The sequence below is a fragment of the Streptomyces sp. NPDC031265 genome (assembly GCF_055570295.1).
The window spans coordinates 1-24,871 of the sequence record NZ_JBVIHM010000048.1 but is presented as its reverse complement, the minus strand read 5'-3'; the positions used below and the strand labels follow the sequence as shown (position 1 = coordinate 24,871).

The window sequence follows — 24,871 nt, the reverse complement described above, 5'->3', positions numbered from 1 at the left end:
TCCCGGACAGAAAAGAGGGGGAAACGCACTCCCCCTCCACGCTCTTTTGACCCACCCTCGCCACCGCCAACACGTGTTTTGCCCGTGGTGACCCCCCCCCCCCCCCCCCCCCCACCGGCGTCCGTCCGTTCAGCAGGTAGTCCAGCAGATAGCCGTTGACGCATTTGTTGGGACCGCCGCCGATGCCGTGCGTACCGGCGTCCTTCTCGGTCACCAGGACCGACCCCGGCAGTCTGCGCTGCAGCTCCAGCGCCCCCGGGTACGGCGTCGCCGCGTCCCGCTCGGCCGCCAGGATCAGCGTCGGCGGCAGCGCTCCCCGCCGCGTCCTCACGTCCAGCGGCTTCTGCCGGGGCGCGGGCCAGTAGGCGCACGGCAGGTTCATCCACGCGTTGTCCCACGTCTCGAACGGCGCGATCTCCGCGAGCGCGGTGTTGTCGCGGTCCCAGGTGGCCCAGTCCGTCGGCCAGGGCGCGTCGTTGCACTCGATCGCCGTGTACACCGCGTTCCCGTTCTCGTCGTCCCACGCCGCCTCCGGGTGCGGCGCCGCCTGCGCGATCAGCGGCTTGGGGTCGCCCTTGAGGTACGCCGAGAGGGCGGTCGCCCGCATGGCCCAGTAGTCGTCGTAGTACCCGGCCTTGAGGAACGCGCCCTGGAGCTGCGCGGGGCCGACCGTGCCGCCCGCCGGCTCCTCGGCCAGCCGGGCGCGCACCTTCTCGAAGTTGTCCAGGACCTGCTCGGCCGTGGTGCCCAGGTGGTAGACGCCGTCGTGCCGGGCGACCCAGGCGCGGAAGTCCTCCCAGCGGCTCTCGAACGCCAGCGACTGGTCGAGGTTGTTGCGGTACCAGATCTGCCGCGGGTCGGGGTCGACCGCCGAGTCGAAGACCATCCGGCGCACATGGGCGGGGAAGAGCGTGGCGTACAAGGCGCCGAAGTACGTCCCGTACGAGGCGCCGATGAACGTCAGCTTCCGCTCGCCGAGCGCGGCCCGCAGCACATCGAGGTCGCGCGCGTTGTTGAGGCTCGTGTAGTGCCGCAGCGCCGCGCCCGCGTTCCGCCCGCAGCCCGCCGCGTACGCCTTGGCCTGCGCGATCCGCTCCAGCTTGTACGAGGGCGAGGGGTCGGTCGGGGACTGCGTGGGCGCCTTGGTGAAGTCCCCGGGGTCCTGGCAGGACAGCGGCGCGGAGCGGCCCACCCCGCGCGGGGCGTAGCCGACCAGGTCGTACGCCCCCGCGACCCGCTTCCACTCGGGGAGGTTCGCGACCATCGGGAAGTACATGCTGGAGGCGCCCGGGCCGCCGGGGTTGTAGACCAGGGAGCCCTGGCGCGCGGCCGGTTTGCCGGTGGCCCGTACCCGGCTGACGGTGAGGGAGATCTGACGGCCCATCGGCTTGGCGTAGTCGAGCGGGACCCGGAGCGTGCCGCACTGGATGGCGTCGGGGAGCATCTCCGCCTTGGGACAGCGGCCGAAGGCGATCCTGGCGGCCGCCGCGCGCTGGGCGGCGACCACGGTGCCGCGTGCCGCGGCGGTGAGCGGATCCACGCCGTCGGCCGGTGCGGCGGTCAGGGTGGAAAGAACGAGGGAACCGAGCGTTCCGTACAGCGCTGCTGCTCTCATCGCACATCCCTTTGCGGGTCCATCCGGCACGAAAAGTCCGGTATAAAAGGGATGATTAGCTGCGTAATTGGCGAAGTAAAGCACCGCCGTGCGGTGCGCCGGGACCAAAGTCCGCGAGCCCCGTCGTGGGGTGGAGCCCCGGCCGACGAGCGAGGTCCCGTCACGCCCGGAGCCCCGTTCAGGCCGCTCGTCCGCCGCGCAGGGCGGTCCGCAGCGCCGGGTCGTCGACCGCGCTCACGCCCCGTACCGCGACGGCGGTGAGCGGGTCGTCGGCAGGGTCGATCCGGCCGAGCAGCCGCTGGCCGTCGGGGGAGGCCCAGCGGGTGTGCGGATGGACCTCGAAGCGGGCGATGAAGAGGCAGCCGAGGGTGAGGACCATCGGCAGGGAGAACCAGGCGGCGATCTCGGCCTGGGTGGCGCGGTCCTGGCCGGGCATCAGGGACGCGATCAGGCCCAGGGTGAAGGTGAGCGCCGCCGCGCCGCGTACGGCCCGCACGGAGGCCGTGACGCCCGTCCTGGCCGCGTCCGGGACGGCGAGCCCGGCGGCCGCCAGCCGGTCGGCCAGGGCGTGCACCGCGTCGGCGGCGGCCGCAGTGGACCGTATCGCCGCTATCCGGGCCTGTCCGCCCGGGCCTATCGCGCCGATCACCGACCGCTCCAGGTCGTCGCGGCCCTCCGGGTCGACGACCGTGGCCCAGCCGGTGTGCGCGAGCAGCAGCCGGCGGGCGCGGTGCATGGTGACCAGGGTCAGGTCGGTGACCCGTAACGGGCCGCCCGAGAGGAACGCGGCCTCGTACAGCGAGAGGCCGAGTTCCGGGTCCCGGGTGACCGGTCCCTGGTCGGCCGCGGCGGACGCGGCGAGGCAGAGCCGCCCGCACGAGACGGCGGACGCGAGGCACGCGGCGACCAGGAAAAGTACCCAGAACATGGCCGAGTTGTATGTGAAACGGGCAGCTCGGCGCCATGCCTTTCCCATGATGTGGACATGGAGTTATCGGTTCGTTACGGAGTGTCGGTGGGGTTGGCCCGGCTGGCGGCGGGCGGCAGCGGGAACGACGGGGTGAGCGGTGCCGGGGACGGGGGAGTGGCGCCCGGGGTGGGCGGGGGCGGCCCGCTCGGGGACGCGGTGGTGCCCGCGACGCTGTCCCGGGTCAGCGCGTCGAAGTCGACGAGGCCGGTCGCCTCCAGCATCCGGATGTGGTCCAGGACGGTCGTGTTGGCGTCGTCGGCGAGGGCGCGCACCAGCGAGTTGCGGGTGTTGGCACGGATCTGCGCGACGAGCGAGAAGACCTTCCCGTGCGCCGAGCGCAGGATGTTGGCGAAGTCCTGCTCGTACGTGGTGCCGCTCTCCGCCGTCAAGGTCCGCAGCCACCCCTGCTGTTGGGCGTTGGGCTGGTCCGGCAGCTCCATCCCCAGCTGGGCCGCGACCTCGCGCACGCGCGCGTCGAGGAACGCGTGCCCGTCGATCAGGTGGTGCCCCGCGGCCGTGACGGCCGCGCTGGGCGCCCGCTCGACGGCCTGCTGCCCGGCGGGCAGCTCCCACAGCCCCGCGAGTCTGACCCGTACGACGAAGTCCCGGTCGGCGGCCGACAGCGGCCCCCAGCGGGTGGGCACGGAACCCGCGTTGAGATTGGCGAGTCCGGTACCCGAGCGGTCGGCGTAGGACCAGACGGGGAAGAGCAGGGCGGCGATGGTCGCGGTCAGGGCGACGACGACCAAGCCGGTACCGGAAAGAATTATCCGACGCATGAAAGCCTCCAAGTGCGGTGCGCACGGTAATGCGGAGGCGGGTGATCCGGGGAGTCTTTTGAGGAAAACAGTGATGAGATGGTGTGGGGGCCATCACGAGTTGGGCGAGTTCGCCCCAATGGTCGAGGGTGGGTGGTACGTTGCCCGGCTTCGCCTAGGCGGCCCGGACGAGCCCCTTCAGGAACCGGGCGGCCCGCCCCTGGGGCCGGGTGCCGGCCCGCTCCCTCCACCACCGGCCCAACTGCCGGGCGACGTCGCCGTCGAGCTCCTCCTTGAGCAGCGACTCCACGAAGTCGAGGGCGTCGCGGCGGTAGCCGTCGCGCATGGGGCGGCTCCTGGCGTACGCGAGGTACGCCGGGCGGTACGCGTCTCCGAGGATCCGGGGCAGCTCCGGCGCCACCTTCGCGACGACATCGGCCCGCTTCGCCGCGAGCGCCCGCGCCTGGACGCGCAGCCGGGTGGCGTCGAACCCGTACGGGACGGGGGTGCCGGCAACGAGCGCGGAGAGGAGCGAGGCTTGCGCGAGGGCGAGGCGCAGCCGCGGCTTCGCCCCGGGCCCCTGTTCGTCTGCGGGCCGGTGGGAGCCGGTCGCGCGGTTCCCCGCGCCCCTGAAGGCACCTCCAGCCCCTGGGGGTCCCCCCTGGACGAAGTCCTTGGGGGAGTCTGAGGAGCGGGGTCCGGGGCGGAGCCCCGAGCGGGATGCAGGGGCCGCATGCCCCGCGGTGGGGGAACCCCCCGCCACCACGCTGCGGATCGCCCCCAGTTCCCCCGCCAGCTCCGCCTCCGGCGGAAACGCGTCGTCGCGCTCCAGCAGAACTCCGCGCGGCGCCACCCGCGACACCAGCTCCGCCAGTACGTCGAGCACCTCCGCCCCCACCGGATGCGCGTGCGTGTCGTGCCACACGCCGTCCTTCTCGACGCCCCCGGCGACGTGCACGTACGCGATCGCCTCCACCGGCAGCTCGGAGAGGGCCTTCGCCGGGTCCTCGCCCCGGTTCACCCGGTTCGTGTGGAGGTTCGCCACGTCGATGAGGAGTCGCACGCCCGTACGCTCCACCAGCTCCGCGAGGAACTGGCCCTCCGTCATGTCCTCGTCCGGCCAGTTCACCAGCGCCGCTATGTTCTCCAGGGCGAGCGGCACCGGCAGGGAGTCCTGCGCGATGCGGACGTTCTCGCAGAGCACCTCAAGGGCGTCCCAGGTGCGCGGCACCGGCAGCAGGTGCCCGGCCTCCAGGCGCGGCGACGCGGTGAGGGCGCCCCCGGCCCGTACGAACGCGATGTGCTCGGTGACCAGCGGGGCCGACAGCGCCTCCGCCCGCGCCGCCAGATCGGCCAGGCGCCCGGCGTCGGGCCGGTCGGCGCCGCCGAGGCCCAGCGAGACGCCGTGCGGCACGACCGTGATCCCGCGCCGCCGCAGCCGTACCAGCGACTCGGGAAGGTGGCCGGGGCAGAGGTTCTCGGCCACCGCCTCCACCCAGTCGACGCCCGGCAGCCGCTCGATCGCGTCGGCGATCTCGGGCCGCCAGCCGATGCCGATGCCCAGCTCCATGGTCGCCTCCCCGGCGTGGTGTTCGTGGCACGTCGCGACGCAGGGACGTGATGCTGGAGTGGTCATGGCCCCGGCGCGCCCCGGCCAACCCGCCGCGCCCCACCTTCAGAGCTTCATTTGAGGTTGGAGGACGACCGGGCCGGCGGCGTGGGCCCGGGCCCGGCTACTTCTGGGTGAGCGAGTCGTAGTCGACCATGCCCGTGGACTCCAGCATGTTGATGTGGTCGAGCACCGTCTGGTTGGCGTCCTGTGCCAGGTCCCGGACCAGTGAGTTGCGGGTGTTGGCGCGGACCTCGGCGACCAGGTTGAAGACCTTGCCGTGGGCGCGCCGCAGCAGGTTGGCGAACTTGAGCTCGTAGTCGCGGCCCTGCGCCGCCGTCAGCTCCTTGAGCCACCCCTGCTGCTGCTCGTTGGGCTGGTTGGGCAGCTCGATGCCCAGCTGCGCGGCGACGTCCCGGACGTGCTTGTCGAGCGAGGTGTGGCCCATCACGAGATGGTCCCCGGTCGCCTTGACCGCCGCGCTCGGCGCCCGCTCCTGCGCCTGCTGTCCGGCGGGCAGTTCCCACAGCCCGGCCAGCCGCACCTTGGTCACGAACTCGCGGTCGGTGGGCGAGAGAGGGCCCCAGCGGGTCGACACGGACGCCGCGTCGAGGTTCGACTGGTCCGTCCCGAGCCGGTCGGCGTACGACCAGACGGGGAAGGCGAGTGCCCCGATGGTGGCGGCGAGCGCCACGATGATCAGTGCCGTTCCGTTGAACCGGCCGAGGATTCCGACCCTTTCAGTCCGGTCCGTCCGTCGGATACGTCCCACAACATGCCTCCCAGGCAGGCAACTTGGCAGTACCGGGAGGTACGGACGGGACGCGTGTCGCGTTCAGCGGTGCCGCGAACCGGTCCGCGATCAGCCGAGCCGGCCCCGCAGTGCCGGGTGGTCCGCCACCACCGTGGCGGACCCCGGCGCGATCTCCGTGAAGCCCGCGTCCCGGACCACCGGCAGCCCGCTCGCCGTCAGCGCCGCCCACTCCTCGCTGGGCGCCACCCGTACCGACAGCGCGAAGTCCGTCTCCCGCCACGCCGTGCGCTCCGCCTCCGAGAGCTCCCACCACGCGAGCTGCGCCCCGTGCCCGGCCTGGGCCATCGCCTTGCCCGCCGACATGTCGAGCTCCGGGTTGAGCCACAGCACCGGGGCGAGGGGGTCGGGGCCGCCCGGCCCGGCCGGGTCGTCCAGGTCCGTGCCGGAGACCTGGAGCTTGGCCAGCTCCTTGGGCCAGCCATCGAGGGGAACCGGCGGGAAGACCCGCACCTCCGCCGACTTCCCGGTGACCGTGATGCCCGGCAGCGCCGACGCCTTGCGCCACTCCGCGCCGCGCGCCCGCCGCACCACCTTGCGGATCCTGGCGTCCTGCCAGTCCCGCATGGTCTGCGCCCACTCGCCGTCGCCGAGCGACCGCTCGTCGCTGAGCATCACCAGGACGGCCCGGGCCGCGGTCTCCAGCGCGTCGGTGCGGGCCGGCGGCTCCGTCTTCTCGATGCGGACGACCATCGGGAGGACGTACTGAGGGGCCTCGTCGCGGACGTTCGGCTCCTGGTGGAACGGGCTCGGGGCGGGGGTCACGGGGGTCTCGTCGCTGCTCACCCGACCAGTCTGCCAGCCGCCGATTCCCGGATTCTTGGCGGAATGAATCCTTCCGGGACAGGATGCCTGGCATGAAGAGCGATCTTTTCTCAGCGGGGCACATGGCGCAGCCGGCCACCGAGGCCGGAATGACCCTGCAGAACGCCAAGTCCATCAAGTACGCGGTCAACGGCGAGATGCTCGCGCGTCAGGGCGCGATGATCGCTTACCGCGGAAACCTGCAGTTCGAGCGCCGGAGCCAGGGCATAGGCGGCATGCTCAAGCGCGCCGTCACCGGCGAGGGCCTGCCCCTGATGGCGGTCAAGGGCCAAGGTGAGGCGTGGTTCGCGCACGAGGCGCAGAACTGCTTCATCGTCGACATCGAGCAGGGAGACGTCCTGACGGTCAACGGCCGCAACGTCCTCTGCTTCGACGCGTCCCTCACGTACGAGATCAAGACCGTCAAGGGCTCCGGCATCGCCGGCGGCGGCCTCTTCAACAGCGTCTTCACCGGCTGGGGCCGGCTCGGCCTGGTCTGCGAGGGCAACCCGCTGGTGATCCCGGTCACCGCGCAGCAGCCCGTCTACGTCGACACCGACGCGGTGGTCGGCTGGACCGCGAACCTGAGCACCTCGCTGCACCGCTCGCAGTCCATCGGCTCGATGATCCGCGGCGGCTCCGGCGAGGCCGTGCAGCTGATGCTCCAGGGCGAGGGCTACGTCATCGTCCGCCCGAGCGAGGCCACCCCGAAGAAGGCCGAGCAGCACTGAGGCCCGTGCGCACCCTGAGTTCGGTGGGCCGCCGGTACGGGTTCGGCGGCCCCTGGGTGCTGCGCGGGGTCGACCTGGAGCTGCACGCGGGCACGCTCGTCCGGGTGGAGGGCACCAACGGCACCGGCAAGTCGACCCTGCTGCGCCTGCTGGCCGGGATCGACGCGCCCACCGAGGGCCGCGCCCTCGGCCGCCCGCGCACCGCGTACGTGCCCGAACGCTTCCCCGCCGCCCTGCCGTTCACGGCGGCGGGCTATCTGACCCGCCTCGGGCGCATCCACGGCCTGTCCCGGCGGACCGCGGCCACGCGCGCGGGGGAGTGGCTGGAGCGGTTCGGCGCGGGCGCCCACGCCCGTACCCCGCTCGCCGAGCTCTCCAAGGGCACCAGCCAGAAGGTCGCCGCCGCCCAGGCCCTGGTCGCCGCGCCCGAACTCCTTGTGCTCGACGAGGCCTGGACCGGCCTGGACATCGCGGCCCGCGCCGAGCTGGAGCGCGCGGTCGCCGAACGCGTCGCGGACGGCGCCGCGGTGGTCTTCGTCGACCACGACCTGCGGCGGCTCGCGGACGCGGTGGACACGCGGTACGCGGTCGAGCGCGGCGGCCTGGTCCGCCGTACGGAGTGCTCCGCCACGGAAGCGGAGCACTCCGGCTCCGGGCCGTCGGGCGGCCCGCTGGTCCGCGTCGACGTCGTCGGACCCGTACCGCCGGAGGGGCTGCCCGGCGCGCCCGCGCGGACCTCGGGCCCGGACGGCGCGCACACGCTCACGGTCGCGGCCGCGCACTCCGACGCGCTGCTGCGCGCGCTGCTCAGCGCCCGGCCGCCCTGGCACATCCGAGGAGTGTCGCGCCCATGAACGCCCTCGTCCGCTACCAGACCGCGCTGCTGCTGCGCTCGCAGCGCTGGCTCGCGCCCGTGCTGCTGTACATGGCCTTCGTCGCCGTCGGCGTCCAGCCGGGCAACCCGGTCCTCGACTCGCTGGGGTACGCGGCCGCCGGGCTGCTCCCCGTCGGCGCCTGGCTCGCCCGGGTCTGCGTCACCCAGGAACCGGCCGCCGCCCGAGAGTGCGCGGCCGCGGCGGCGGGCCCCGGCCGAGTCCATCTCGCCGCCCTCGCCACGGCGCTCGGGGCTACCGCGCTGCTGGGGGCCGCCGGGACGCTGTACGTCGCGGCGGTGGGTGATCCGGCCAGCGCCGACCACCGGGTCGCGGTGCCGCTCGGCTGGGCCACGGCGGCCGGGCTGCTGGCGAGCGCGGTCTGCGCGCTGCTCGGCGCCGCGGTGGGAGCGCTCGGCAGCCGCCCGCTGCTGCACGCGCGCGGCTGGTCGCTCTGCCTCACCGCGCTCGCGGCGCTGCTCGCTCTGGTGGCCACGCCGTCGCCCGCCAGGTACGCAGTCAACGGCCTGGTCACCGGCTCGCGGACCGGCGATGTGCACCTGGCGGTGGTGCCGCTGATCGCCGCGGCGGCGCTCACCGCGGCGGCCTGGGCAGGCGCCTGCGCGCTCACTTCCCGGCGCGGGTGACTACGCTCGTACGTATGGACCGTACGGGCAGGGACGACGAGACGTACTGTGCGCCGGCCGCCCCCGCGCGGCCCGCCCCCGCCGAGGGGCCTCCGTACGCCGAGTGCGTGCTGTGCCGCGAGCCGACCGAGTACCCGGAGTCGGTCAAGGGCATCACGCTCTGCCCGGTGTGCGAGTGGCAGGAGGCCGAGCGCACCGCCTGCTCCGGCTGACCGCGGGCCCTCGCCCCCCCCGGGGGGGCTTACCTCTTGGCGGCCGAGCCGATGAGGTCGGAGACCTTCACGAAGCGGTAGCCGCGCTTGCGCAGCTCCGGCACGATCCGCTGGATCGCCCGGTCGGTGACCGGCGCCGCGCTGCGGGTGCAGTGCATGACCACCAAGGAGCCCGGCTTCACCCCGGCGAGGACCTGCTCGGCCACCGCGTCCGCGTCGTGCGCGAACGCGTCACCGCTCACCACGTCCCACTGCACCGCCGTCATCTTCAGCGGGGCCAGCGTCCGCAGCACCTCGTCGTTGTAGCAGCCGCCGGGGAAGCGGAAGTACGGCACCGCGTTGCGCACCCCGGCCTTCTTGAAGGAGGCGGTCGCCTTCTCGACGTCGATGCGCATCTCGTCCTTGCCGACGACCGGCAGCCCGTAGCAGGGGGACTTGAAGGCGTAGTGGCTGTACGAGTGGTTGGCGACCTCGAAGTCCGGGTCGGTCCCGATGGCGCGCGCCTCGGCCGGGTACTCGTCGGCCCAGCGGCCCGTCATGAAGATCGTGGCGGGCACCTTGAGCCGCCGCAGAGCGGCGATGAGCGCGGGGTTGTCGAAGTGCTCGCCGCTCGCCGCGCGCGGCCCCTGGTCGGCGGTCATGTCGGCGTCGAAGGTGAGCGCGACGACCTTCTGCCCGCCCTTGGGGGCGCGGCTGAAGACGGGGGTGAGACCGCCGGGGCCGGGCGCGACGGTGGGCGCCTGGCGGAGGGCCTGCGGGGTGGGGGAGGCGGTGGGCGCCGCGGGGGCGGTGGACGGCTTGCTCGCGCCCGGCGCCGCCTTCGCGCCACGGTCGGCGGGGGCGGGATCGGAGCTGCAGCCCGTGAGCGCGGCACCGAGAACGGCAATCGCCAGCAGCTTTCGTACAGAAATGGTCACGGTCGGAAACTATCCGATCATTCGCTGAGCAACGGTGTGCGCCGCCGTCGGGCCGCATACGTTTCCGGCCAATGAGTGAACCGGACGGAACCGCTCCGAGAACCCGGTGCCGGGGAGCGTGTCCGGGTGCGTCGAGTCGCCTCGGCGGGGCGCCCGGGCCCGGCCGCGCGTCGGCCGTCCGCCGTGCGGGCCCTGGGTCCGGTTCGCCGCAGGGAAGGTGAATATGCCGGCGGGGCTGCACGATTCTGCGTGTTCGGACGGGGTGTTCGCCGCAGCGAAGCGAGGGCGCCGGATCCGGCCGACGAATCCGGTCAGGGGACGCGATCATTCCCCTTTTCCCGCACCGGAGTCGGCAAGAGCCTCCACCCGCGCCGGAACCCGTACAGAGCAATCGGTTTCTTTGCCGAGCGCTTACGGAGTTCAATTCCGGCCCCGTCGGCAGGACCCTTGTCGCTCCGCCGGACCCGTGGTTAGGCTCCCGCTCGTTTCGAATCCTGCACACTTTCTTCGCAACCTGACCGACTGTGGGGTGGCTGTGCGTGAACCAGTGTTTTCGGCGTTGACGGGGCTCTTACCGCAGTTGCCGCAGTCGTCGGAGCCAGGGCCTGTCCGGCGGATCTTGTCTGTGCCGCGGGGGTCTGGCGCGCCCTCCCCCAAGGCCTTGAGGGCCAGGGGGACCTCCAGCGGCGTTGTCGTCGGTTGCCATGGCTCCGCCATGTCGCCCTCCTCCGCCTTGCAGCATCGGGGTCTCCCCTGCTCGAACGAAGTCGAGAGCTTGGGGAAGCACCAGACCCCCGCTCCCCAGCACCGAAAAGGGAACCCCGCGCCGAAGCCGACCGGATCCGCCGGACAGGCCCTGGCTCTGTTGCCCGTGGGGCGCTGATGGGCTCCGCCACCGCGGCGCCCGGCAAGGCCGCCGTCCGTCGGCCGGTGTCCCGGGACGTCCGGCTGTTCTGGTGCGCGAGCGGCACCGACGCGCTCGGCAGCCAGGCCTCCGGCGTTGTCCTGCCGCTGCTGCTCCTCGGCCTCGGCTACTCGGCCACGACCGTCGGGCTCGTCGCGGGCGTGTCCACCGCGGCCGGGCTGCTCCTCGCCCCGCTCGCCGCCGTGCCCGCCGACCGGGGTGCGCGCAAACCGGTGATGCTCTGGTCGGCCGTGGTCTCGGCGCTCGCCATGGGCGGGGTGGCCGTCGCCGCCGCCGCGGGGCGTCCGCCGCTCGCCCTGCTCCTGGGCGCGGTCCTGGTGGAACGATTCTCCACCGCGGTGTACGAGGCTGCCGCGGCCGGCACCGTGGCCATGATCGCGCCGCTCGCCGACAGCCCCCGGGTGGTGGCCGGGCTCTCGGCCGCCGACCAGGGCGCGCTGATCCTCGGCCCGGCCCTGGGCGGCGCCCTCTACCAGGCCTCCCGCGCCCTGCCCTTCGTCGCGGACGCGGTGTCGTACACGGTCGCGGCGGTGTGCGTGGGCGCGCTGGAGTCGGACCTGCGGCCGGGGGAGGGGGCGCCCGGAGGGGCGGCGGGGGAGCCCGGGCGCGTCGTTGGCCCCGGCGCCCAGAGGCCGGCGGACCCCGCCCAAAGCCCCCCGCGTCGCCCCGCCCTCCGCGCCGAGCTCGGCGCCGGGCTCGCCCTCGTCCGTACCTCGCCCTTCCTCCGGCTCGTCCTGATCTGGACGACCACCGTCAACGGCGTGATCGTCGCGCTGTACTACGGCGCCGTCTTCACCCTCCAGAAGGGCGGCCACGGGGGCGCCCCCATGGGTCTCGTACTGGCGCTCTCCGGCGCCGCCGGGCTCGTCGGGTCGCTGGCCGCGCCCCGCATCGCGGGCCGGATCAGCGCGACCCGGCTCCTGGTCACCGTCTCGTGGCTGCTGGTGCCGCTCGCCGCCGCGCTCGCGACCGCGAAGGGGCCCTGGACGTACGGCGGTCTGTTCGGGGTGTTCTGCCTGCTGATGCCGCTGGTCACCGTGGTGCTCCAGTCCCGGGCGATCCAGGAGACCCCGCCCGCCCTCCAGGCCCGTACCGCCGCCGTCCTCGCCGGCGCCGTCGGCGGCTCCGCCGCCCTCGCGCCCGTCGTCGCGGGAGTGTGCGCGTCCCGCGCGGGCACCGCCGCGCCAGCCGTCGCGAGCGCGGCGGTGCTCACGCTGCTCGCCTGCTGGACGACGTACGTACGGGTCCCGGCGCGGGGGGTCGCCATATGACGGGCCGCTACCAGGTCTACCGGGCCGCCCTGCCCGAGGTGTGCGCCGCCGACCCGGCGCGGATGGCGTTCACCGGCGACGCCGACGGCCGCTGCGAGGTGTTCACCTGGGACGCCGGGACCGGACGGACCCGGCAGGTCACCGACCGCACGCACGGCACCTTCCACCACGCCCTCGACCGCGACGGCCATGTGTGGTGGTTCGACGAGGACGAACACGGCGCCGGGCACTGGCGGTTCCAGCCCTTCGACGGCGGCGCCGACCGCCCCGGCCTGACCGGGCCGGCCCCGGGCGAGCCGCGCGGCCTCGCCGTCAGCGACAACGCGACGGTGGCGATGGGCCTCGGGGACGCCCGGACCACCGCCGTCCACATCGGGCCGCGCGGCGGCCCGGCCCGCGAAGTGACGCGCGTCGACGGCCACGTCACCCTCTCCGGCATCACCTTCGACGGCCGTCTCCTCGCCGTCAGCGGCGCGGCGGGCTCGGCGCGGGCCGTGACCGTCCTGTCCGACGACGGCACCACGCGCGCGGTGCTGCCCGGCGACGGCCCGCAGGGCAGACTCTGGTCCCTGGGCTTCGCCCCCACCGTCGACCACGCCGAACTGCTCCTCGTCCGCGAGGCCGACGACCACTATCTGCTGGCGAGCTGGCGCCCGGAGGGGGAGCCCGGCACCGGTCGCCCGGCAACAGAGCCCCGCACCGGGCACCCCGACACGGATCCGCACCCCGCGTCCGGCATCACCACCCACAGCTGGTGCGCCTTCGACACCGAGATCACCGCCCGTTGGCACCCCGACGGCCGCTCGGTCCTGGTGCGCCAGGACCGCCACGGCCGCAGCACCCTGCACCGCGTCGACCTGCGCGAACGCACGGTCGAGCCGGTGCCGGCGCCGCGCGGCACCCTGCTGGACGCCGCGCCCCGCGCCGGAACCGACGTCCACTACCTCTGGACGGACACCGCGAACCCGCCCCGGATGGGCTCCACCGCCGGGACGCCGCTGCCGCCCACGCACGGCATCCCCGCCCCGGTACCCGGCGAGCACCGGGACCTGTGGACGCCCGGCCCCGACGGCCCGGTGCACAGCCTGCTCAGCCGGCCCGAGGGCCGCGGGGGAGCCGTCCCCGCGGTGTTCCTGGTGCACGGCGGGCCCGCCGACCACGACCGGGACGCCTACGACGGCGTGGTCCACTCACTGGTCGCCTCCGGCTTCGCCGTCATCCGCGTCAACTACCGCGGTTCCACCGGCTACGGGCCGCGCTGGCGCCGGGCGTTCGGCCAGGGCGTCGGGCTCACCCAGGTCGACGACCTGGCCGCGGTGCGCGCCGACCTTGTCGCGCGGGGAGTCGTCCGCGCCGACGCGGCCGGGCTGTGGGGCACCTCCTGGGGCGGCTACCTCGTCCTGCTCGCCCTCGGGCTCCGCCCGGGCCTGTGGCAGGCGGGCGTCGCGGTGAAGCCCGTGGCCGACTGCGCCGCCGCCTACCGCACCAGCACCCCGGCCCTGCGCGCCCTGGACGAGCGGCTGTTCGGCGGCACCCCCGACGAGGTGCCCGAGCGGTACGAGCGCAGCTCGCCCCTGCGGTACGCGGCCGCCGTGCGGGCCCCGCTCCTGATCGTCGCCGCGACCCGGGACGCCAAGTGCCCGCCCGGCCAGGTGCGCGACTACCTCGCCGCCCTGCGCCACGCGCGCGTACCGCACGAGTCGATGTGGCTGGAGACCGGCCACGACGGCTACCGGGCGGACGACCACGTGGCGGTCCTGCGCCGCGCCGTGGTCTTCCTCGACCGCGAGCTGCGCGGCCCCGGCCGCGCAGCCGCCCCCAAGACTCCCCACTCGGACCGGAGCGGGGATTCCGGACGGGTCCGCACCAAGGCCCCCGCCGGGAAAAGCACCACCCGACACGATGAGAGGAGTTCCCATGCAGAAGGACATCATCCAGAACGACCCGCTCGCGGGTGACGAGGAGAACCGCAAGCCGAGCGTCGGCGTGACCATCAAGGTTCCGTTCCGTAACGCCGAGGACGGCGAACAGGACTGATCCTTGCCGGCCGGGCCGGGGGTTTCGACCGCCGGGCCGGCCGGTGCGGCCCCGGGATGCCGCCTTGCCACCAGGGCCCTTTCTTCCTTACCTCTCGTACACCCTTACCGCTCTTTTCCTTCTTACGTCGCCGTACCCGCGAGGAGCCGACATGCGTGTTCTGCTGGTCAACATGCCCTGGTCGCCGATCGACCTGCCGTCGCTGGCCCTGGGAATCCTCAAGCGCAGCGTCGACGAACGGGTGCCGGGCGCCGAGGCGGAAGTGCTGCACGCCAATCTCGAATTCACCGACTGGATCACCGAGCGCACCGCATTCACCGCCGACGACTACGAGTACTACGCGCTCTCCTCCTATTTCATGGGCTGCGGCGACTGGGTGTTCTCCTCCGCCCTCTACGACGACCCGGCCTGGCGCGACCAGGAGTTCGCGGATGCGATGAAGGGCAAGCTGCGCAAGTCCCGACTGCGTATGTCACAGGAACTGCACCGCGTCGTACCGGAGTTCGTGGAGATGATCGCCGAGCGGATCGTCGCGTACGCGCCCGACGTCGTCGGCTTCACCTCCACCTTCCAGCAGAACACCGCGGCCCTCGCCGCCGCCCGGCACGTCAAGCGGCTCGCCCCGCACATCGTGACCGTGATGGGCGGAGCCAACTGCGACGGCGAGCAGGGGGAGGCCGTCCACCGCAACTTCGCGTTCGTGGACCACGTCATCCGCGGCGAGGGCGAGACGGCCTTCCCGCAGCTGCTCACCGCCATCGGCGAGGGCTCCGCCCCGGCCGCGCTCGCCGCCGTGCCGGGCCTGTGCCACCGCGGCGCCGAGGGCGCGATCGTGGTCAACCCGATGGCCACCAGCCCGATCCCGCCCGCCGCGATCCTGCCCCCCGACTACAGCGGCTACTTCGAGCGGCTCGCCACCTCGGTGGCCCGCAACTGGGTCGAGCCGAAGCTGGTCGTCGAGGGCGCCCGGGGCTGCTGGTGGGGCGAGAAGCACCACTGCACCTTCTGCGGGCTCAACGGCTCCTTCATGCAGTACCGCTCCAAGAGCCCCGAGACGTTCTACTCGGAGATCATGGAACTCGCCCGCCGCCACCGGGTCCTCGACATGTACCTCGTCGACAACATCCTCGACATGGGCTACCTCTCCACGGTGCTGCCCCGCATCATCGAGAGCGGTTACGACCTGCGCATGCACATCGAGATCAAGGCCAACATGCGCCGCAGTCAGCTCCGTACGCTCGCCGAGGCCGGACTGATCTACGTCCAGCCGGGCATCGAGAGCCTCAACAACCGGGTGCTCGACCTGATGGACAAGGGCGTCAGCGGCTGCCAGAACGTCCGTATGCTCCGGGACGGCGCCGAGACCGGGCTCTCGGTGGCCTGGAACTATCTGCACGGCTTCCCGGGCGAGACAGCCGAGGACTACGACCCGGTGATCGCCCAGATACCGGCGCTCGAACACCTCAACCCGCCGGTCGACCTGTCCGCGCGCATCGCCATCGAGCGTTTCAGCCCCTACTTCAACCGCCCCGAGCTCGGCTTCGACGGCCTGCGCCCCGAGGAGCACTACCGCTTCACCTACGACCTGCCCGAGTCGGAGCTCTACGACCTCGCGTACGTCTTCGAGGCCCCGCAGCGCGGCATCGGCGAACCCACCGTCACCGCCCTCAACAACGCCATCGACGCCTGGAAGAAGCACCACGCGGACGCCCGGCTCACCCACACCGACCTCGGTGACCGCATCGTCCTGGTCAGCCGGCGCCGGACGTTCGCGTGGCGCGCGATGGAGCTGAGCGACCCGTACGAGCTGGTCGCCTTCCGCCTCCTCGACCAGCCGCACACCGCCGCGGCCCTCACCCGCAAGGCCGCCGCCCGCGCCAAGGGCGCCGCCCGCGAGGAGAGCGAGGTGCAGCGCCTGCTCGACTCCTGGCTCGCGCTCGGCCTGGTCTTCACCGACGGCGGCCAGTACGTCCACATCGCGCCCTCGGCCGTCAACGAGGACCTGCTGCGCCTGGACTTCATGCGCCACGCCCACGCCGCCCTGGACGCTGCCGAGCCCGCCCGCCCCGAGCCCGCCCACGTATGACGGCGACGACCGCCGACCGCGAAGACCGTACGAGCCGGAGGACCAGCCCGATGAGTACCGCCCTCACCACGCGCACCGCGGCCCTCACCGTCGCCGCCTGGCGCGACTACGACCCCGACGCCTGCGCCCTGCCCGGGATGCACCTGGGCGAGCTCGAACTGACCGGCCCCGTGGGGGAGGAGGCCGACCGGCTGTGGGCGGCGGGCGTGCGCCGCGTCCGCCTCACCGAGCCGGTAGACCTCGCCGACACGCGCGCCCCGGGCGCCGCCCACCACGCCGTACGCGCCCTCAGCCTCGTGCGCGATCTGACGGCCCGCGCCGTGCTCGTCGAGTGGAAGCTGCGGCTCGACCCGGCGGCGGACGCCGACGCCTGGCAGCTTCTGAGCCATATCCAGCCGCCGCAGCGCCTGGAGGGGCCCGCCGAGGCGGCCGAAGCGCTGCGCCTTTGGCGCGACGGCCACTACCTGTGCAAGTGCCTGTGGCGGCAGGGGCCCGGCTTCGTCCAGATCCGCGACCGCCGCTGGGGCGACCTGCGCCGCTTCACCGCGGACGAGCCCGAGTACCACGAGGTCATCGAGACCCTGGTCTACGGCGCCCCGGCGGACTCGGTGCCGCCCGCGGTCCTCGCCGACTTCCTCTCCGAGAAGCTGGTCCTGGAGGTGGGCGACCTGGCGTGGTGGCTGCCGTACCGGGTGAACCGCTGGATCCAGGAGGCCATGGCGATCTGAGGCCGTCAGGCCATCCGTTCCGGTCAGGTCAGCCGCCTCCGGCACTCCTCCACGTCGAAGTCGCCCTTCGGGTACTGCGGGTCGAGCTCGCGCAGATGTTCCAGGAGGAGCCGGCTGACCGCCCAGTTGCGGTACCACTTGCGGTCGGCGGGCACCACGTACCAGGGGGCCGCGTCCGTCGAGCACCGCTCCAGGGCGGTCTCGTAGGCCTCCTGGTACGCGGGCCACAGCGCCCGCTCGTCGATGTCGCCCGGGTTGAACTTCCAGTGCTTGTCCGGGTTGTCGAGCCGTTCGAGCAGCCGGCGGCGCTGCTGCTCGCGACTGATGTGGAGGAAGATCTTGATGACGCTCACGCCGTCGTCCACGAGCGACTGTTCGAACCGGCTGATCTGCCCGTAGCGGCGGCCCAGCTGGCGGCGCGGGACCAGCTCGCGGACCCGGGCGATCAGCACGTCCTCGTAGTGCGAGCGGTCGAAGATGCCGATCTCGCCGGGCTGCGGCAGCGCCCGCATGACCCGCCACAGGAACGGGTGGTTCAGCTCCTCCCGGGTGGGCGCCTTGAACGCCTTGATCCGGCAGCCGGACGGGTTGAACAGGCCGATGACGTGCTTGACCGTGCCGCCCTTGCCGCTGGTGTCCATGCCCTGGAGCACGAGCAGCACGCGGCGCCGGTCGCCCGCCGTGCTCGCCGCGTACAGCCGCTCCTGCAGCCCGGCGAGCTCCTCGCCCATCCGGGCGGTCGCCGCCAGCCCCTCCGCCTTGTCCTTCGGCCCGGCCGGGGTGGCGTCGGCCGGGCAGGAGGACAGGTCGACGCGCTTGCCCTTGGGGACGCGCAGCAGCCGGCGCAGATCCCGCTGCTCGGGCTTCTTCTTGCCCTTGCCGCCTTTGCTGCCCTTCTCGGCCACTGCGCACCCCTTACGGTCGGTTCCCTCGATCGTGCGACGGAACGCGACGCGGCGCGAGCGCTGGTGCTAGCGGGCGAAGGGCCCCGTCACCGCGAAGGTCGTTCCCGGCGTGTAGCAGTTGACGTACATCGTGTGCCCGTCCGGGGCGAAGGTGACCCCCGCGAACTCGCCCCATTCGGGGGCGCCCGGCTTGCCGATGTCCTGGCGGCCGCGTGCCATCGCGTAGACCTCGCCGCGCCGGGTCAGCCCGAAGACGTGCTGGGCGCCGTTGCCGTCCTCGCACACCATCAGCCCGCCGTCGGGCGCGAGCGTGATGTTGTCCGGGGACTCGCCGGGCAGCTGGAGGTCGGTGGCCGGGCCGAAGACGACCACCAGGGTGAGGCGGCGGCGCCTCGGCTCGTACCGCCACACCTGGCCGAAGTGGTCGGCGCCCGAGCCCTCCGCCACGCGCGCGTAGCTGGAGACGAAGTAGACGCAGTCGCCGCTCCAGTAGCAGCCCTCCAGCTTCTGCGCGTGGGTGATGCCGCGCCGGCCGAAGTCCTGGAGCCGCACCGGTGTCTGCCGGGCCGACGGGTCGGGCACCGGCACCCACTCGATCCCGTCGAAGCACGCACCCGGCTCCCGCACCACCGACAGATCGGGCACGTCCGGGACGCGCATCGCCTCCAGGACGCCGCCCGCGCGCAGCGAGCCCGTGCCGCCGAGCGGCCGCTCCGGCAGGAAGCGGTAGAAGAGCCCGAAGGGCTTGTCGAAGGCGTCCTCGGTCTCGTACACGACACCGCGGTGCGGGTCGATCGCGATCGCCTCGTGCTGGAAGCGGCCCATCGCGGTGAGCGGTACGGCCCCGGTGCGGCGCGGGTCGGCGCCGTCGACCTCGAAGACGTAGCCGTGGTCCTTGGTGTACCCGTTGGTACCGGCCCGGTCCTCGGTCTCCTCGCAGCTCAGCCAGGTGTTCCAAGGGGTGCGGCCGCCCGCGCAGTTGACGGCGGTGCCGCTGAGGGCGACCCGCTCGGACAGCACCCGGTTCTCCGCGTCGAGCTCCAGGGCCGTACACCCGCCCTTGCCCATCGGGTCGTACACCAGACCCTCGACATGCGGGACCGCGATCGCGGCGGTGACCCGGTTCTCGTGGTTGCGCACCAGCCGGACGCCGCCGCGGCGCCCCGCTAACGCGGCCATGCCGTCGTGGTTGCTCGGCACCCGGCCCTCGCCGGAGCGCAGCGGGTCGCCCTCACGCGAGAGCACCCGGTAGCGGAATCCTTCCGGCAGATCGAGCAGCCCGGCCGGGTCGGGAACCAGCGGCCCGTAGCCGCGCCTGCTGGGGGCGGCCACGGCCGGGCCCCCGCTGAAGAGTTCGGAGACCGCGCCCGTGAAAGCGATCGCGGCGGCCGAGGCGCCGGTGCGGGCGAGGATCTGGCGTCGTGTTGCTCGCGCTTCGGACATGAGGCAACTCCCCTGTTGGCGGACAGGTAAGACGACCCGCATGATCCATCAAGCGATCGGGTGATACGAGGATCATGCGGGTCGTGTCGCCTCACATGGCCGAAAACGGCCGGGGAGTCGGCCGGACAGGGCGGGAGAGCCAGCCGGTCGGAAGGTCCGGAGCGTCAGACGAGCTCGGCGGTCAGCGTGATCGTCGTGCCCGTGAGCGCCTGGCTGACCGGGCAGTTCTTCTTGGCGTCCTCGGCGGCGGAGGCGAAGCCCTCCGCGTCCAGGCCCGGCACCTCGCCGCGCACGGTGAGGTGGACGCCGGTGATGCCCTCGCCCGGCTGGAACGTCACGTCCGCCTTGGTCTCCAGCCGGGTGGGCGGGTTGCCGGCGCCGGCCAGAGCGTGCGAGAGGGCCATGGAGAAGCAGCTGGAGTGGGCCGCCGCGATGAGCTCCTCCGGGCTGGTCCTGCCGTTGGCCTGCTCGGCGCGGGACGCCCAGCTGACCGGCTGCGAACCGATGCCGGACGAGTCGAAGGTGACGGTCCCGGAGCCCTTGAGGAGCTCGCCCTCCCAGACCGTGTGCGCCGTACGCGTGGTGGCCATGATGTATCCCTTCTGGTGGCTAAGGGGGGTTTACGGCCCCCTGTGCGCCAAACCTACTGCTCCACAAGCCCCTTCGCGTCGCGAGCGAGGGCGGTGAGCCGGGAGATGGCCCGGAAGTACTTCTTCCGGTAACCGCCGTTCAGCATCTCGTCACTGAACAGCCGGTCGAAGGGGACCCCGGACGCCAGCACCGGCACCTCGCGGTCGTAGAGCCGGTCGGCAAGGACCACGAGCCGCAGCGCGGTCGACTGGTCGGGAACCGGCTGCACATCGGTGAGGCACACCGCAGTCACGCCGTCGGTGAGCGCCCCGTACCGGCTGGGGTGGACCCGCGACAGATGGCCGAGCAGCCCGGGGAAGTCGTCGAGCGCCGCTCCCTCGGTCGCGTACGCGGCCTTGGCGACCTGCTCGTCCGAGTACGGCGGCGGAGCCTCGGGCAGCCCCCGGTGGCGGTAGTCCTCGCCGTCGATCCGCAGCGGGCGGAAGTGCGCCGACAGGCCCTGGATCTCGCGCAGGAAGTCGACGGCCGCGAACCGGCCCTCGCCCAGCTTGCCGGGCAGCGTGTTGGAGGTCGCGGCCAGCGCCACGCCCTGCTCCACCAGCTTGCCGAGCAGCGACGACACCAGAACGGTGTCGCCCGGGTCGTCCAGCTCGAACTCGTCGATGCAGAGCAGCCGGTGCCCGCTCAGGGTGCGCACGGTCTGCTGGAAGCCCAGCGCGCCGACCAGGTTCGTCAGCTCCACGAAGGTGCCGAACGCCTTGAGCGCGGGCTCGGCCGGGGTGGCGTGCCACAGCGAGGCCAGCAGATGGGTCTTGCCCACCCCGTACCCGCCGTCGAGGTAGACCCCGCGCGGCGCGGCGGGCGCGGCGGGCTTCCTGGCGAACCACTTGCGGCGCCCGCTCCCGGTGGCGTGCGCCCCGCCCAGACCGGCCGCGAAGGAGCCGAGCACCTTGACGGCCTCGCTCTGGCTGGGCTGGTTCGGGTCCGGTACGTACGTCTCGAAGCGGACCGAGTCGAACCGCGGCGGCGGCACCATCTCGGCGACCAGACGGTCAGCGGGGACATGCGGCTCGCGCGCGCAGAGCGACAGCGGGGCCGCTTCGGTTATGGGACTGGTCGACACAGTTCCCCACTGTAAGCGCCGTGTAAGACTGCACGGATGCGACGCCTGTTCCCTGTGACCGACCAGACACCCGCTTCCGAAGAGGGCGAGTGGTCGTTCGACGCGCTGGCCGAGGCCTACGCGTACCCCGAGACGGACGGCCCCTGGCTGCGGGCCAACATGGTCTCCTCGCTCGACGGCGCGGGCCAGCACGAGGGCCGCTCACAGCCCCTCTCCTCCGACACCGACATGCGGATCTTCGGCACCCTGCGGGCGCTGGCCGATGTGGTCGTGGTGGGTGCGGAAACGGTACGCCAGGAGGGTTACCGCCCGGCCCGGGCGCGGGACGCCTTCGCGGCCCGGCGCACGGCCGCGGGCCAGGGCCCGGCCCCCGTGATCGCGGTGGTGACGGCCAGTCTCGACCTGGACTTCGGCCTGCCCCTGTTCACCTCGCCGCTGGTGCCGACGCTCATCCTGACCGGCGCCGTCGCGCCCCCGGACCGGGTGCGCGAGGCCGAGCTGTCCGGCGCGGAGGTCGTGATCGCGGGCGACGGGCCGGGCGTGGAGCCCGCCAGGGCCGTCGCGGCACTGGCCGAGCGCGGGCTGAACCGGATGCTGACGGAGGGCGGGCCCCGGCTGCTGGGCCAGTTCGTGGCCGCCGGAGTACTCGACGAGCTCTGTCTGACGGTGTCGCCGATGCTCACCGCGGGCAGTGCTCAGCGCATCGCCGGAGGGCCCTCGGTGAGCGCCCCGGAGCACTTCCAGCTCGACTCGCTGCTGGAGGAGGCCGGGTTCCTCTACACGCGTTACCGTCGGATCTGACAATCAGCGGAATTTGCCGTTCCGGTTAGCCCCCGGTGGGCACACTTACTTACTCGCGCAGGACCCCGTGCGGGCACGGGGAAGGATGGTTTCCGCAGGGGCGGGTAACCACGTCGAGGCCCCGCTGCCTCGCGGGGCCCCGGCCGGAGTGAAGAGAAGGGCGTTTGTCGTGTTCACAAGCGTATTGATGATCGAGAAGCCCCTGACCTCCGTGGACGTGGAATTCGTCACCACCCTGCACGGCGACGAGCCGGTCTCCTTCGTCGTGCTCATGCAGCCCCGCGGTGACCAGGACCGCCTGCTGCGCGCCATCGACGACGTGGCACTCGGCGAACTCGACGAGGCCGTCCACGAGGGCGGTGACGCGGGGCCGGCCGCCGCCGTACGCGCCCTGGAGCACTCACTGCAGTCCCTGCGCACGACGGGCAGCCAGGCCGTCGGTCAGATCGTCGAGGACCACCCCCTGGACCTGCTGAAGTCCGTCGTCGACGAGGTGAACGCCGACGAGGTGATCGTGCTGACGGCGCCGCACTACGTGGAGGAGTTCTTCCACCGCGACTGGGCCTCCCGCGCCCGGCACAAGGTCGGCGTCCCCGTCCTCAAGCTCTTCGCGCACAGCGAGGAGGCGCACAGCGAGTAGGGGGGGACGGGCGGCCTGGCAGGCAGGGGCCCGCCTGTCAGGCCGGGGCAGGCAGAGCCCCCGCCCGTCGGCCCGACGGGCGGTGCGCCCGCCCGACCGGCGAATAGGGCGAGCGCCGCCCAGCGAATAGGCTGAGGCCGAACCAAAGTCCGTACGTCGCACCCCCCGGGAGACACACGCAATGGCACCCGCGATTCCCACCGCCATGGAACGGCCGCACTTCATCGGCATCGGCGGTGCCGGAATGTCGGGGATCGCGAAGATCCTGGCCCAGCGCGGCGCGAAGGTCGCGGGCAGCGACGCCAAGGAGTCCGGCACGGCCGAGGCACTGCGCGCGCTCGGCGCCACCGTCCACATCGGACACGCCGCCGAGCACCTCGCCTCCGACGCCAGCAGCGTCGTCGTCTCCAGCGCCATCCGCGCCGACAACCCGGAGCTCGTCCGCGCGGCCGAGCTCTCCATCCCCGTCGTCCACCGCTCCGACGCGCTCGCCGCGCTCATGGGCGGCCTGCGCGCCATCGCCGTCGCCGGCACCCACGGCAAGACGACCACCACCTCGATGCTGGCCGTCGCCCTCACCGAGCTGGGCCTCGACCCCTCGTACGCGATCGGCGGCGACCTCGCCGGACCCGGCACCAACGCCCGCCACGGTGACGGCGACATCTTCGTCGCCGAGGCGGACGAGAGCGACCGCAGCTTCCAGAAGTACGACCCCGAGGTCGCCATCGTCCTCAACGTCGAACTCGACCACCACGCCAACTACGCCTCGATGGACGAGATCTACGACTCCTTCGAGACCTTCGTCGGCAAGGTCGTCCCCGGCGGCACCCTCGTCATCTCCGCCGACCAGACGGGCGCCGTCGAGCTCACCCGGCGGGTGCGCGACCTCTCGTCGCTGAAGGTCGTGACGTACGGAGCGGACGAGCACGCCGACGTACGCGTCCACAGGATCACCCCGCGCGGTCTGAGCAGCGAGGTCACCGTCCTGCTCGGCGGCAAGTACCTGACCTTCACAGTCTCGGTCCCCGGCCGCCACTACGCCCTCAACGCGGTGGCCGCGCTCGCCGCGGGCGTCGCCCTCGGCATCCCGGCGCACAACCTGGCCTCGGCCCTCGGTAAGTACACCGGCGTCAAGCGCCGCCTCCAGCTCAAGGGCGAGGCCGCGGGCGTCCAGGTCATCGACTCGTACGCGCACCACCCGACCGAGATGACCGCCGACCTGGAGGCGATGCGGGGCGCCGCCGCGGAATCCCGGCTGCTCGTGGTCTTCCAGCCGCACCTCTTCTCCCGCACCCAGGAGCTGGGCACCGAGATGGGCCGCGCGCTCGCGCTCGCCGACGCCTCGGTGGTCCTCGACATCTACCCCGCGCGCGAGGACCCGATCCCGGGTGTGACCAGCGCGCTGATCATCGACGCGGCCGGGACGGCCGGCGCCGACGTCACCGCCGTCCACGACAAGACGACGGTGCCGGACGTGATCGCGGGAATGGCCAGGCCCGGTGACCTCGTTCTCACCATGGGCGCGGGCGATGTGACGGACCTGGGCCCGCAGATCCTGGCGCGGTTGAGCTGAGGGAGTGCCTTCGATGTCGTACGAGGTCGAGAAGCCGGACGAGCAGTGGCGGGCGGAGCTGAGCCCGGGGGAGTACGCGGTGCTGCGGCAGGCCGGTACGGAACCCGCGTTCGTCGGTGAGTACACGGACACCAAGACGAAGGGCGTCTACTCCTGCCGGGCCTGCGGCGCGGAGCTCTTCACCTCCGAGACGAAGTTCTCGTCGCACTGCGGCTGGCCGTCCTTCTTCGACCCGAAGGACACGGACGCGGTGGAGCTCATCGAGGACCGCTCGCACGGGATGGCCCGCACGGAGGTGCGCTGCGCCCGCTGCGGCTCGCACCTGGGCCATGTCTTCGAGGGCGAGGGCTACCCGACCCCGACCGACCAGCGTTACTGCATCAACTCGATCTCGCTGCGGCTGACGGCGGACGAGGGCTGACGACGGCCGCCGACCCGAGTTGACGTCGGGTACGGGAGTGCGTAGTGTTCTCCGAGTTGTCGCGGGGCCGTCACGGTTCTGCGACAGCCGTCCGCCGCAGACTTGCGGCAACCCAACTCAGCACGACCTCCCGACCGGGATGAATTTCGGCATGCCGAATTTTATTTCGAATGGGAGTGGACGACTCGAACGGCCCGATTAGGAGCCGCCCGGAGAATCCGCTAGAGTCTGGGACGTCGGAACGGCCCAACAGCCGGAAAGACAAAACGACTTGACCTGGGAGACCGGGAATCGGACGCGAAAGAGTCTGATAGAGTCGGAAACGAAGGAAGCGCCCGGAGGGCCCGGAAACGGGAACAAAGGAAGCGTCCGTACCTTGAG

The 24,871-nt window shown here is 72.7% G+C and carries 22 protein-coding genes and 1 pseudogene; 12 read left to right on the top strand and 11 right to left on the bottom strand.

What is annotated here, in order from left to right; all coding sequences use genetic code 11:
- The 6 genes and pseudogenes from ACZ499_RS38340 to ACZ499_RS38315 all read right to left on the bottom strand — a co-directional run.
- Positions 1 to 1,615: alpha/beta hydrolase (locus ACZ499_RS38340; protein ID WP_468681610.1), on the bottom strand; the 1,615-nt coding region annotated here is incomplete at its 3' end.
- 178 nt (positions 1,616 to 1,793) lie between these two features.
- Positions 1,794 to 2,543, bottom strand: coding sequence for a TIGR04222 domain-containing membrane protein (locus ACZ499_RS38335; protein WP_385548544.1), 750 nt, complete (start codon positions 2,541 to 2,543; stop codon positions 1,794 to 1,796).
- Between the two features lie 74 nt (positions 2,544 to 2,617).
- On the bottom strand, positions 2,618 to 3,364 hold the full coding sequence (locus ACZ499_RS38330; protein ID WP_468681608.1) for a DUF4142 domain-containing protein: 747 nt from the start codon (positions 3,362 to 3,364) through the stop codon (positions 2,618 to 2,620).
- A 154-nt stretch (positions 3,365 to 3,518) separates the two neighbouring features.
- Positions 3,519 to 4,913, bottom strand: a complete 1,395-nt coding sequence (locus tag ACZ499_RS38325) for an MbnB/TglH/ChrH family RiPP precursor modification enzyme (protein ID WP_468681607.1) — start codon at positions 4,911 to 4,913, stop codon at positions 3,519 to 3,521.
- 166 nt (positions 4,914 to 5,079) lie between these two features.
- Positions 5,080 to 5,682, bottom strand: a pseudogene (locus ACZ499_RS38320) (DUF4142 domain-containing protein); the annotation flags it as partial.
- Positions 5,683 to 5,814: 132 nt separating this feature from the next.
- The gene (locus ACZ499_RS38315; RefSeq protein WP_468681605.1) at positions 5,815 to 6,549 is read right to left on the bottom strand and encodes an aminoacyl-tRNA hydrolase; all 735 of its coding nucleotides are present in this window, start codon (positions 6,547 to 6,549) and stop codon (positions 5,815 to 5,817) included.
- A 71-nt stretch (positions 6,550 to 6,620) separates the two neighbouring features.
- On the opposite strand from ACZ499_RS38315, the gene ACZ499_RS38310 reads away from it, so the two are divergent.
- From ACZ499_RS38310 to ACZ499_RS38295, 4 genes are read left to right on the top strand one after another with little or no spacing between them, the layout of a single operon-like run.
- Entirely contained in the window at positions 6,621 to 7,298 is a 678-nt protein-coding gene (locus tag ACZ499_RS38310) for an AIM24 family protein (protein ID WP_468408372.1), read from the top strand.
- The gene (locus tag ACZ499_RS38305; RefSeq protein WP_468681633.1) at positions 7,295 to 8,152 is read left to right on the top strand and encodes an ATP-binding cassette domain-containing protein; all 858 of its coding nucleotides are present in this window, start codon (positions 7,295 to 7,297) and stop codon (positions 8,150 to 8,152) included. The genes ACZ499_RS38310 and ACZ499_RS38305 overlap by 4 nt, the downstream gene beginning before the upstream one ends.
- Positions 8,149 to 8,817, top strand: a complete 669-nt coding sequence (locus ACZ499_RS38300; RefSeq protein ID WP_468681603.1) for an ABC transporter — start codon at positions 8,149 to 8,151, stop codon at positions 8,815 to 8,817. Before ACZ499_RS38305 ends, ACZ499_RS38300 begins: the two co-directional genes overlap by 4 nt.
- A gap of 14 nt (positions 8,818 to 8,831) precedes the next feature.
- On the top strand, positions 8,832 to 9,029 hold the full coding sequence (locus tag ACZ499_RS38295) for a hypothetical protein (RefSeq protein ID WP_468681601.1): 198 nt from the start codon (positions 8,832 to 8,834) through the stop codon (positions 9,027 to 9,029).
- 29 nt (positions 9,030 to 9,058) lie between these two features.
- On the opposite strand, the gene ACZ499_RS38290 is transcribed toward ACZ499_RS38295, so the two are convergent.
- A complete protein-coding gene (locus ACZ499_RS38290) occupies positions 9,059 to 9,946 on the bottom strand; it encodes a polysaccharide deacetylase family protein (protein ID WP_468681599.1) in 888 nt (295 codons plus the stop codon).
- 882 nt (positions 9,947 to 10,828) lie between these two features.
- Between ACZ499_RS38290 and ACZ499_RS38285 the strand changes: the two genes are divergently transcribed.
- From ACZ499_RS38285 to ACZ499_RS38270, 4 genes are all read left to right on the top strand, one after another.
- Entirely contained in the window at positions 10,829 to 12,142 is a 1,314-nt protein-coding gene (locus tag ACZ499_RS38285; protein ID WP_468681597.1) for an MFS transporter, read from the top strand.
- Entirely contained in the window at positions 12,139 to 14,100 is a 1,962-nt protein-coding gene (locus tag ACZ499_RS38280) for a S9 family peptidase (protein WP_468681595.1), read from the top strand. The genes ACZ499_RS38285 and ACZ499_RS38280 overlap by 4 nt, the downstream gene beginning before the upstream one ends.
- A gap of 230 nt (positions 14,101 to 14,330) precedes the next feature.
- Complete coding sequence (locus tag ACZ499_RS38275; protein WP_468681592.1) at positions 14,331 to 16,265, top strand: RiPP maturation radical SAM C-methyltransferase; 1,935 nt, start codon at positions 14,331 to 14,333, stop codon at positions 16,263 to 16,265.
- 50 nt (positions 16,266 to 16,315) lie between these two features.
- Complete coding sequence (locus ACZ499_RS38270; RefSeq protein ID WP_468681590.1) at positions 16,316 to 16,993, top strand: DUF5825 family protein; 678 nt, start codon at positions 16,316 to 16,318, stop codon at positions 16,991 to 16,993.
- A 23-nt stretch (positions 16,994 to 17,016) separates the two neighbouring features.
- Here ACZ499_RS38270 and ACZ499_RS38265 read toward each other — a convergent pair whose 3' ends face one another.
- The 4 genes from ACZ499_RS38265 to zapE form a co-directional block, all read right to left on the bottom strand.
- Positions 17,017 to 17,898, bottom strand: a complete 882-nt coding sequence (locus ACZ499_RS38265; RefSeq protein ID WP_468681588.1) for a PPK2 family polyphosphate kinase — start codon at positions 17,896 to 17,898, stop codon at positions 17,017 to 17,019.
- Between the two features lie 66 nt (positions 17,899 to 17,964).
- Positions 17,965 to 19,341 (bottom strand): alkaline phosphatase PhoX, encoded by a 1,377-nt coding sequence (locus tag ACZ499_RS38260; protein WP_468681586.1) that lies wholly within the window; start codon positions 19,339 to 19,341, stop codon positions 17,965 to 17,967.
- Positions 19,342 to 19,505: 164 nt separating this feature from the next.
- The gene (locus ACZ499_RS38255; RefSeq protein ID WP_468408352.1) at positions 19,506 to 19,931 is read right to left on the bottom strand and encodes an OsmC family protein; all 426 of its coding nucleotides are present in this window, start codon (positions 19,929 to 19,931) and stop codon (positions 19,506 to 19,508) included.
- Positions 19,932 to 19,984: 53 nt separating this feature from the next.
- Positions 19,985 to 21,055: a cell division protein ZapE gene (zapE, locus tag ACZ499_RS38250; protein ID WP_468681584.1), complete on the bottom strand. Its 1,071-nt coding sequence runs from the start codon at positions 21,053 to 21,055 to the stop codon at positions 19,985 to 19,987.
- A gap of 36 nt (positions 21,056 to 21,091) precedes the next feature.
- Between zapE and ACZ499_RS38245 the strand changes: the two genes are divergently transcribed.
- The 4 genes from ACZ499_RS38245 to msrB all read left to right on the top strand — a co-directional run bounded on the left by ACZ499_RS38245 (position 21,092) and on the right by msrB (position 24,490).
- Positions 21,092 to 21,856 (top strand): pyrimidine reductase family protein, encoded by a 765-nt coding sequence (locus ACZ499_RS38245; protein WP_468681581.1) that lies wholly within the window; start codon positions 21,092 to 21,094, stop codon positions 21,854 to 21,856.
- A gap of 187 nt (positions 21,857 to 22,043) precedes the next feature.
- Complete coding sequence (locus ACZ499_RS38240; protein WP_468681579.1) at positions 22,044 to 22,496, top strand: indole-3-glycerol phosphate synthase; 453 nt, start codon at positions 22,044 to 22,046, stop codon at positions 22,494 to 22,496.
- Between the two features lie 181 nt (positions 22,497 to 22,677).
- Positions 22,678 to 24,069, top strand: coding sequence for a UDP-N-acetylmuramate--L-alanine ligase (murC, locus tag ACZ499_RS38235; protein ID WP_468681577.1), 1,392 nt, complete (start codon positions 22,678 to 22,680; stop codon positions 24,067 to 24,069).
- 13 nt (positions 24,070 to 24,082) lie between these two features.
- The gene (msrB, locus tag ACZ499_RS38230) at positions 24,083 to 24,490 is read left to right on the top strand and encodes a peptide-methionine (R)-S-oxide reductase MsrB (protein ID WP_468681574.1); all 408 of its coding nucleotides are present in this window, start codon (positions 24,083 to 24,085) and stop codon (positions 24,488 to 24,490) included.
- Positions 24,491 to 24,871: the final 381 nt, after the last annotated feature.

Coding starts and splice junctions, on each gene's coding strand:
- ACZ499_RS38275 (WP_468681592.1), top strand. CDS start 14,331: ATGCGTGTTCTGCTGGTCAACATGCCCTGGTCGCCGATCGACCTGCCG.
- ACZ499_RS38245 (WP_468681581.1), top strand. CDS start 21,092: ATGCGACGCCTGTTCCCTGTGACCGACCAGACACCCGCTTCCGAAGAG.
- ACZ499_RS38295 (WP_468681601.1), top strand. CDS start 8,832: ATGGACCGTACGGGCAGGGACGACGAGACGTACTGTGCGCCGGCCGCC.
- msrB (WP_468681574.1), top strand. CDS start 24,083: ATGTCGTACGAGGTCGAGAAGCCGGACGAGCAGTGGCGGGCGGAGCTG.
- ACZ499_RS38325 (WP_468681607.1), bottom strand. CDS start 4,913: ATGGAGCTGGGCATCGGCATCGGCTGGCGGCCCGAGATCGCCGACGCG.
- ACZ499_RS38280 (WP_468681595.1), top strand. CDS start 12,139: ATGACGGGCCGCTACCAGGTCTACCGGGCCGCCCTGCCCGAGGTGTGC.
- ACZ499_RS38240 (WP_468681579.1), top strand. CDS start 22,044: ATGATCGAGAAGCCCCTGACCTCCGTGGACGTGGAATTCGTCACCACC.
- ACZ499_RS38330 (WP_468681608.1), bottom strand. CDS start 3,364: ATGCGTCGGATAATTCTTTCCGGTACCGGCTTGGTCGTCGTCGCCCTG.
- murC (WP_468681577.1), top strand. CDS start 22,678: ATGGCACCCGCGATTCCCACCGCCATGGAACGGCCGCACTTCATCGGC.
- ACZ499_RS38260 (WP_468681586.1), bottom strand. CDS start 19,341: ATGTCCGAAGCGCGAGCAACACGACGCCAGATCCTCGCCCGCACCGGC.
- ACZ499_RS38335 (WP_385548544.1), bottom strand. CDS start 2,543: ATGTTCTGGGTACTTTTCCTGGTCGCCGCGTGCCTCGCGTCCGCCGTC.
- ACZ499_RS38310 (WP_468408372.1), top strand. CDS start 6,621: ATGAAGAGCGATCTTTTCTCAGCGGGGCACATGGCGCAGCCGGCCACC.
- ACZ499_RS38270 (WP_468681590.1), top strand. CDS start 16,316: ATGAGTACCGCCCTCACCACGCGCACCGCGGCCCTCACCGTCGCCGCC.
- ACZ499_RS38300 (WP_468681603.1), top strand. CDS start 8,149: ATGAACGCCCTCGTCCGCTACCAGACCGCGCTGCTGCTGCGCTCGCAG.
- ACZ499_RS38285 (WP_468681597.1), top strand. CDS start 10,829: ATGGGCTCCGCCACCGCGGCGCCCGGCAAGGCCGCCGTCCGTCGGCCG.
- ACZ499_RS38255 (WP_468408352.1), bottom strand. CDS start 19,931: ATGGCCACCACGCGTACGGCGCACACGGTCTGGGAGGGCGAGCTCCTC.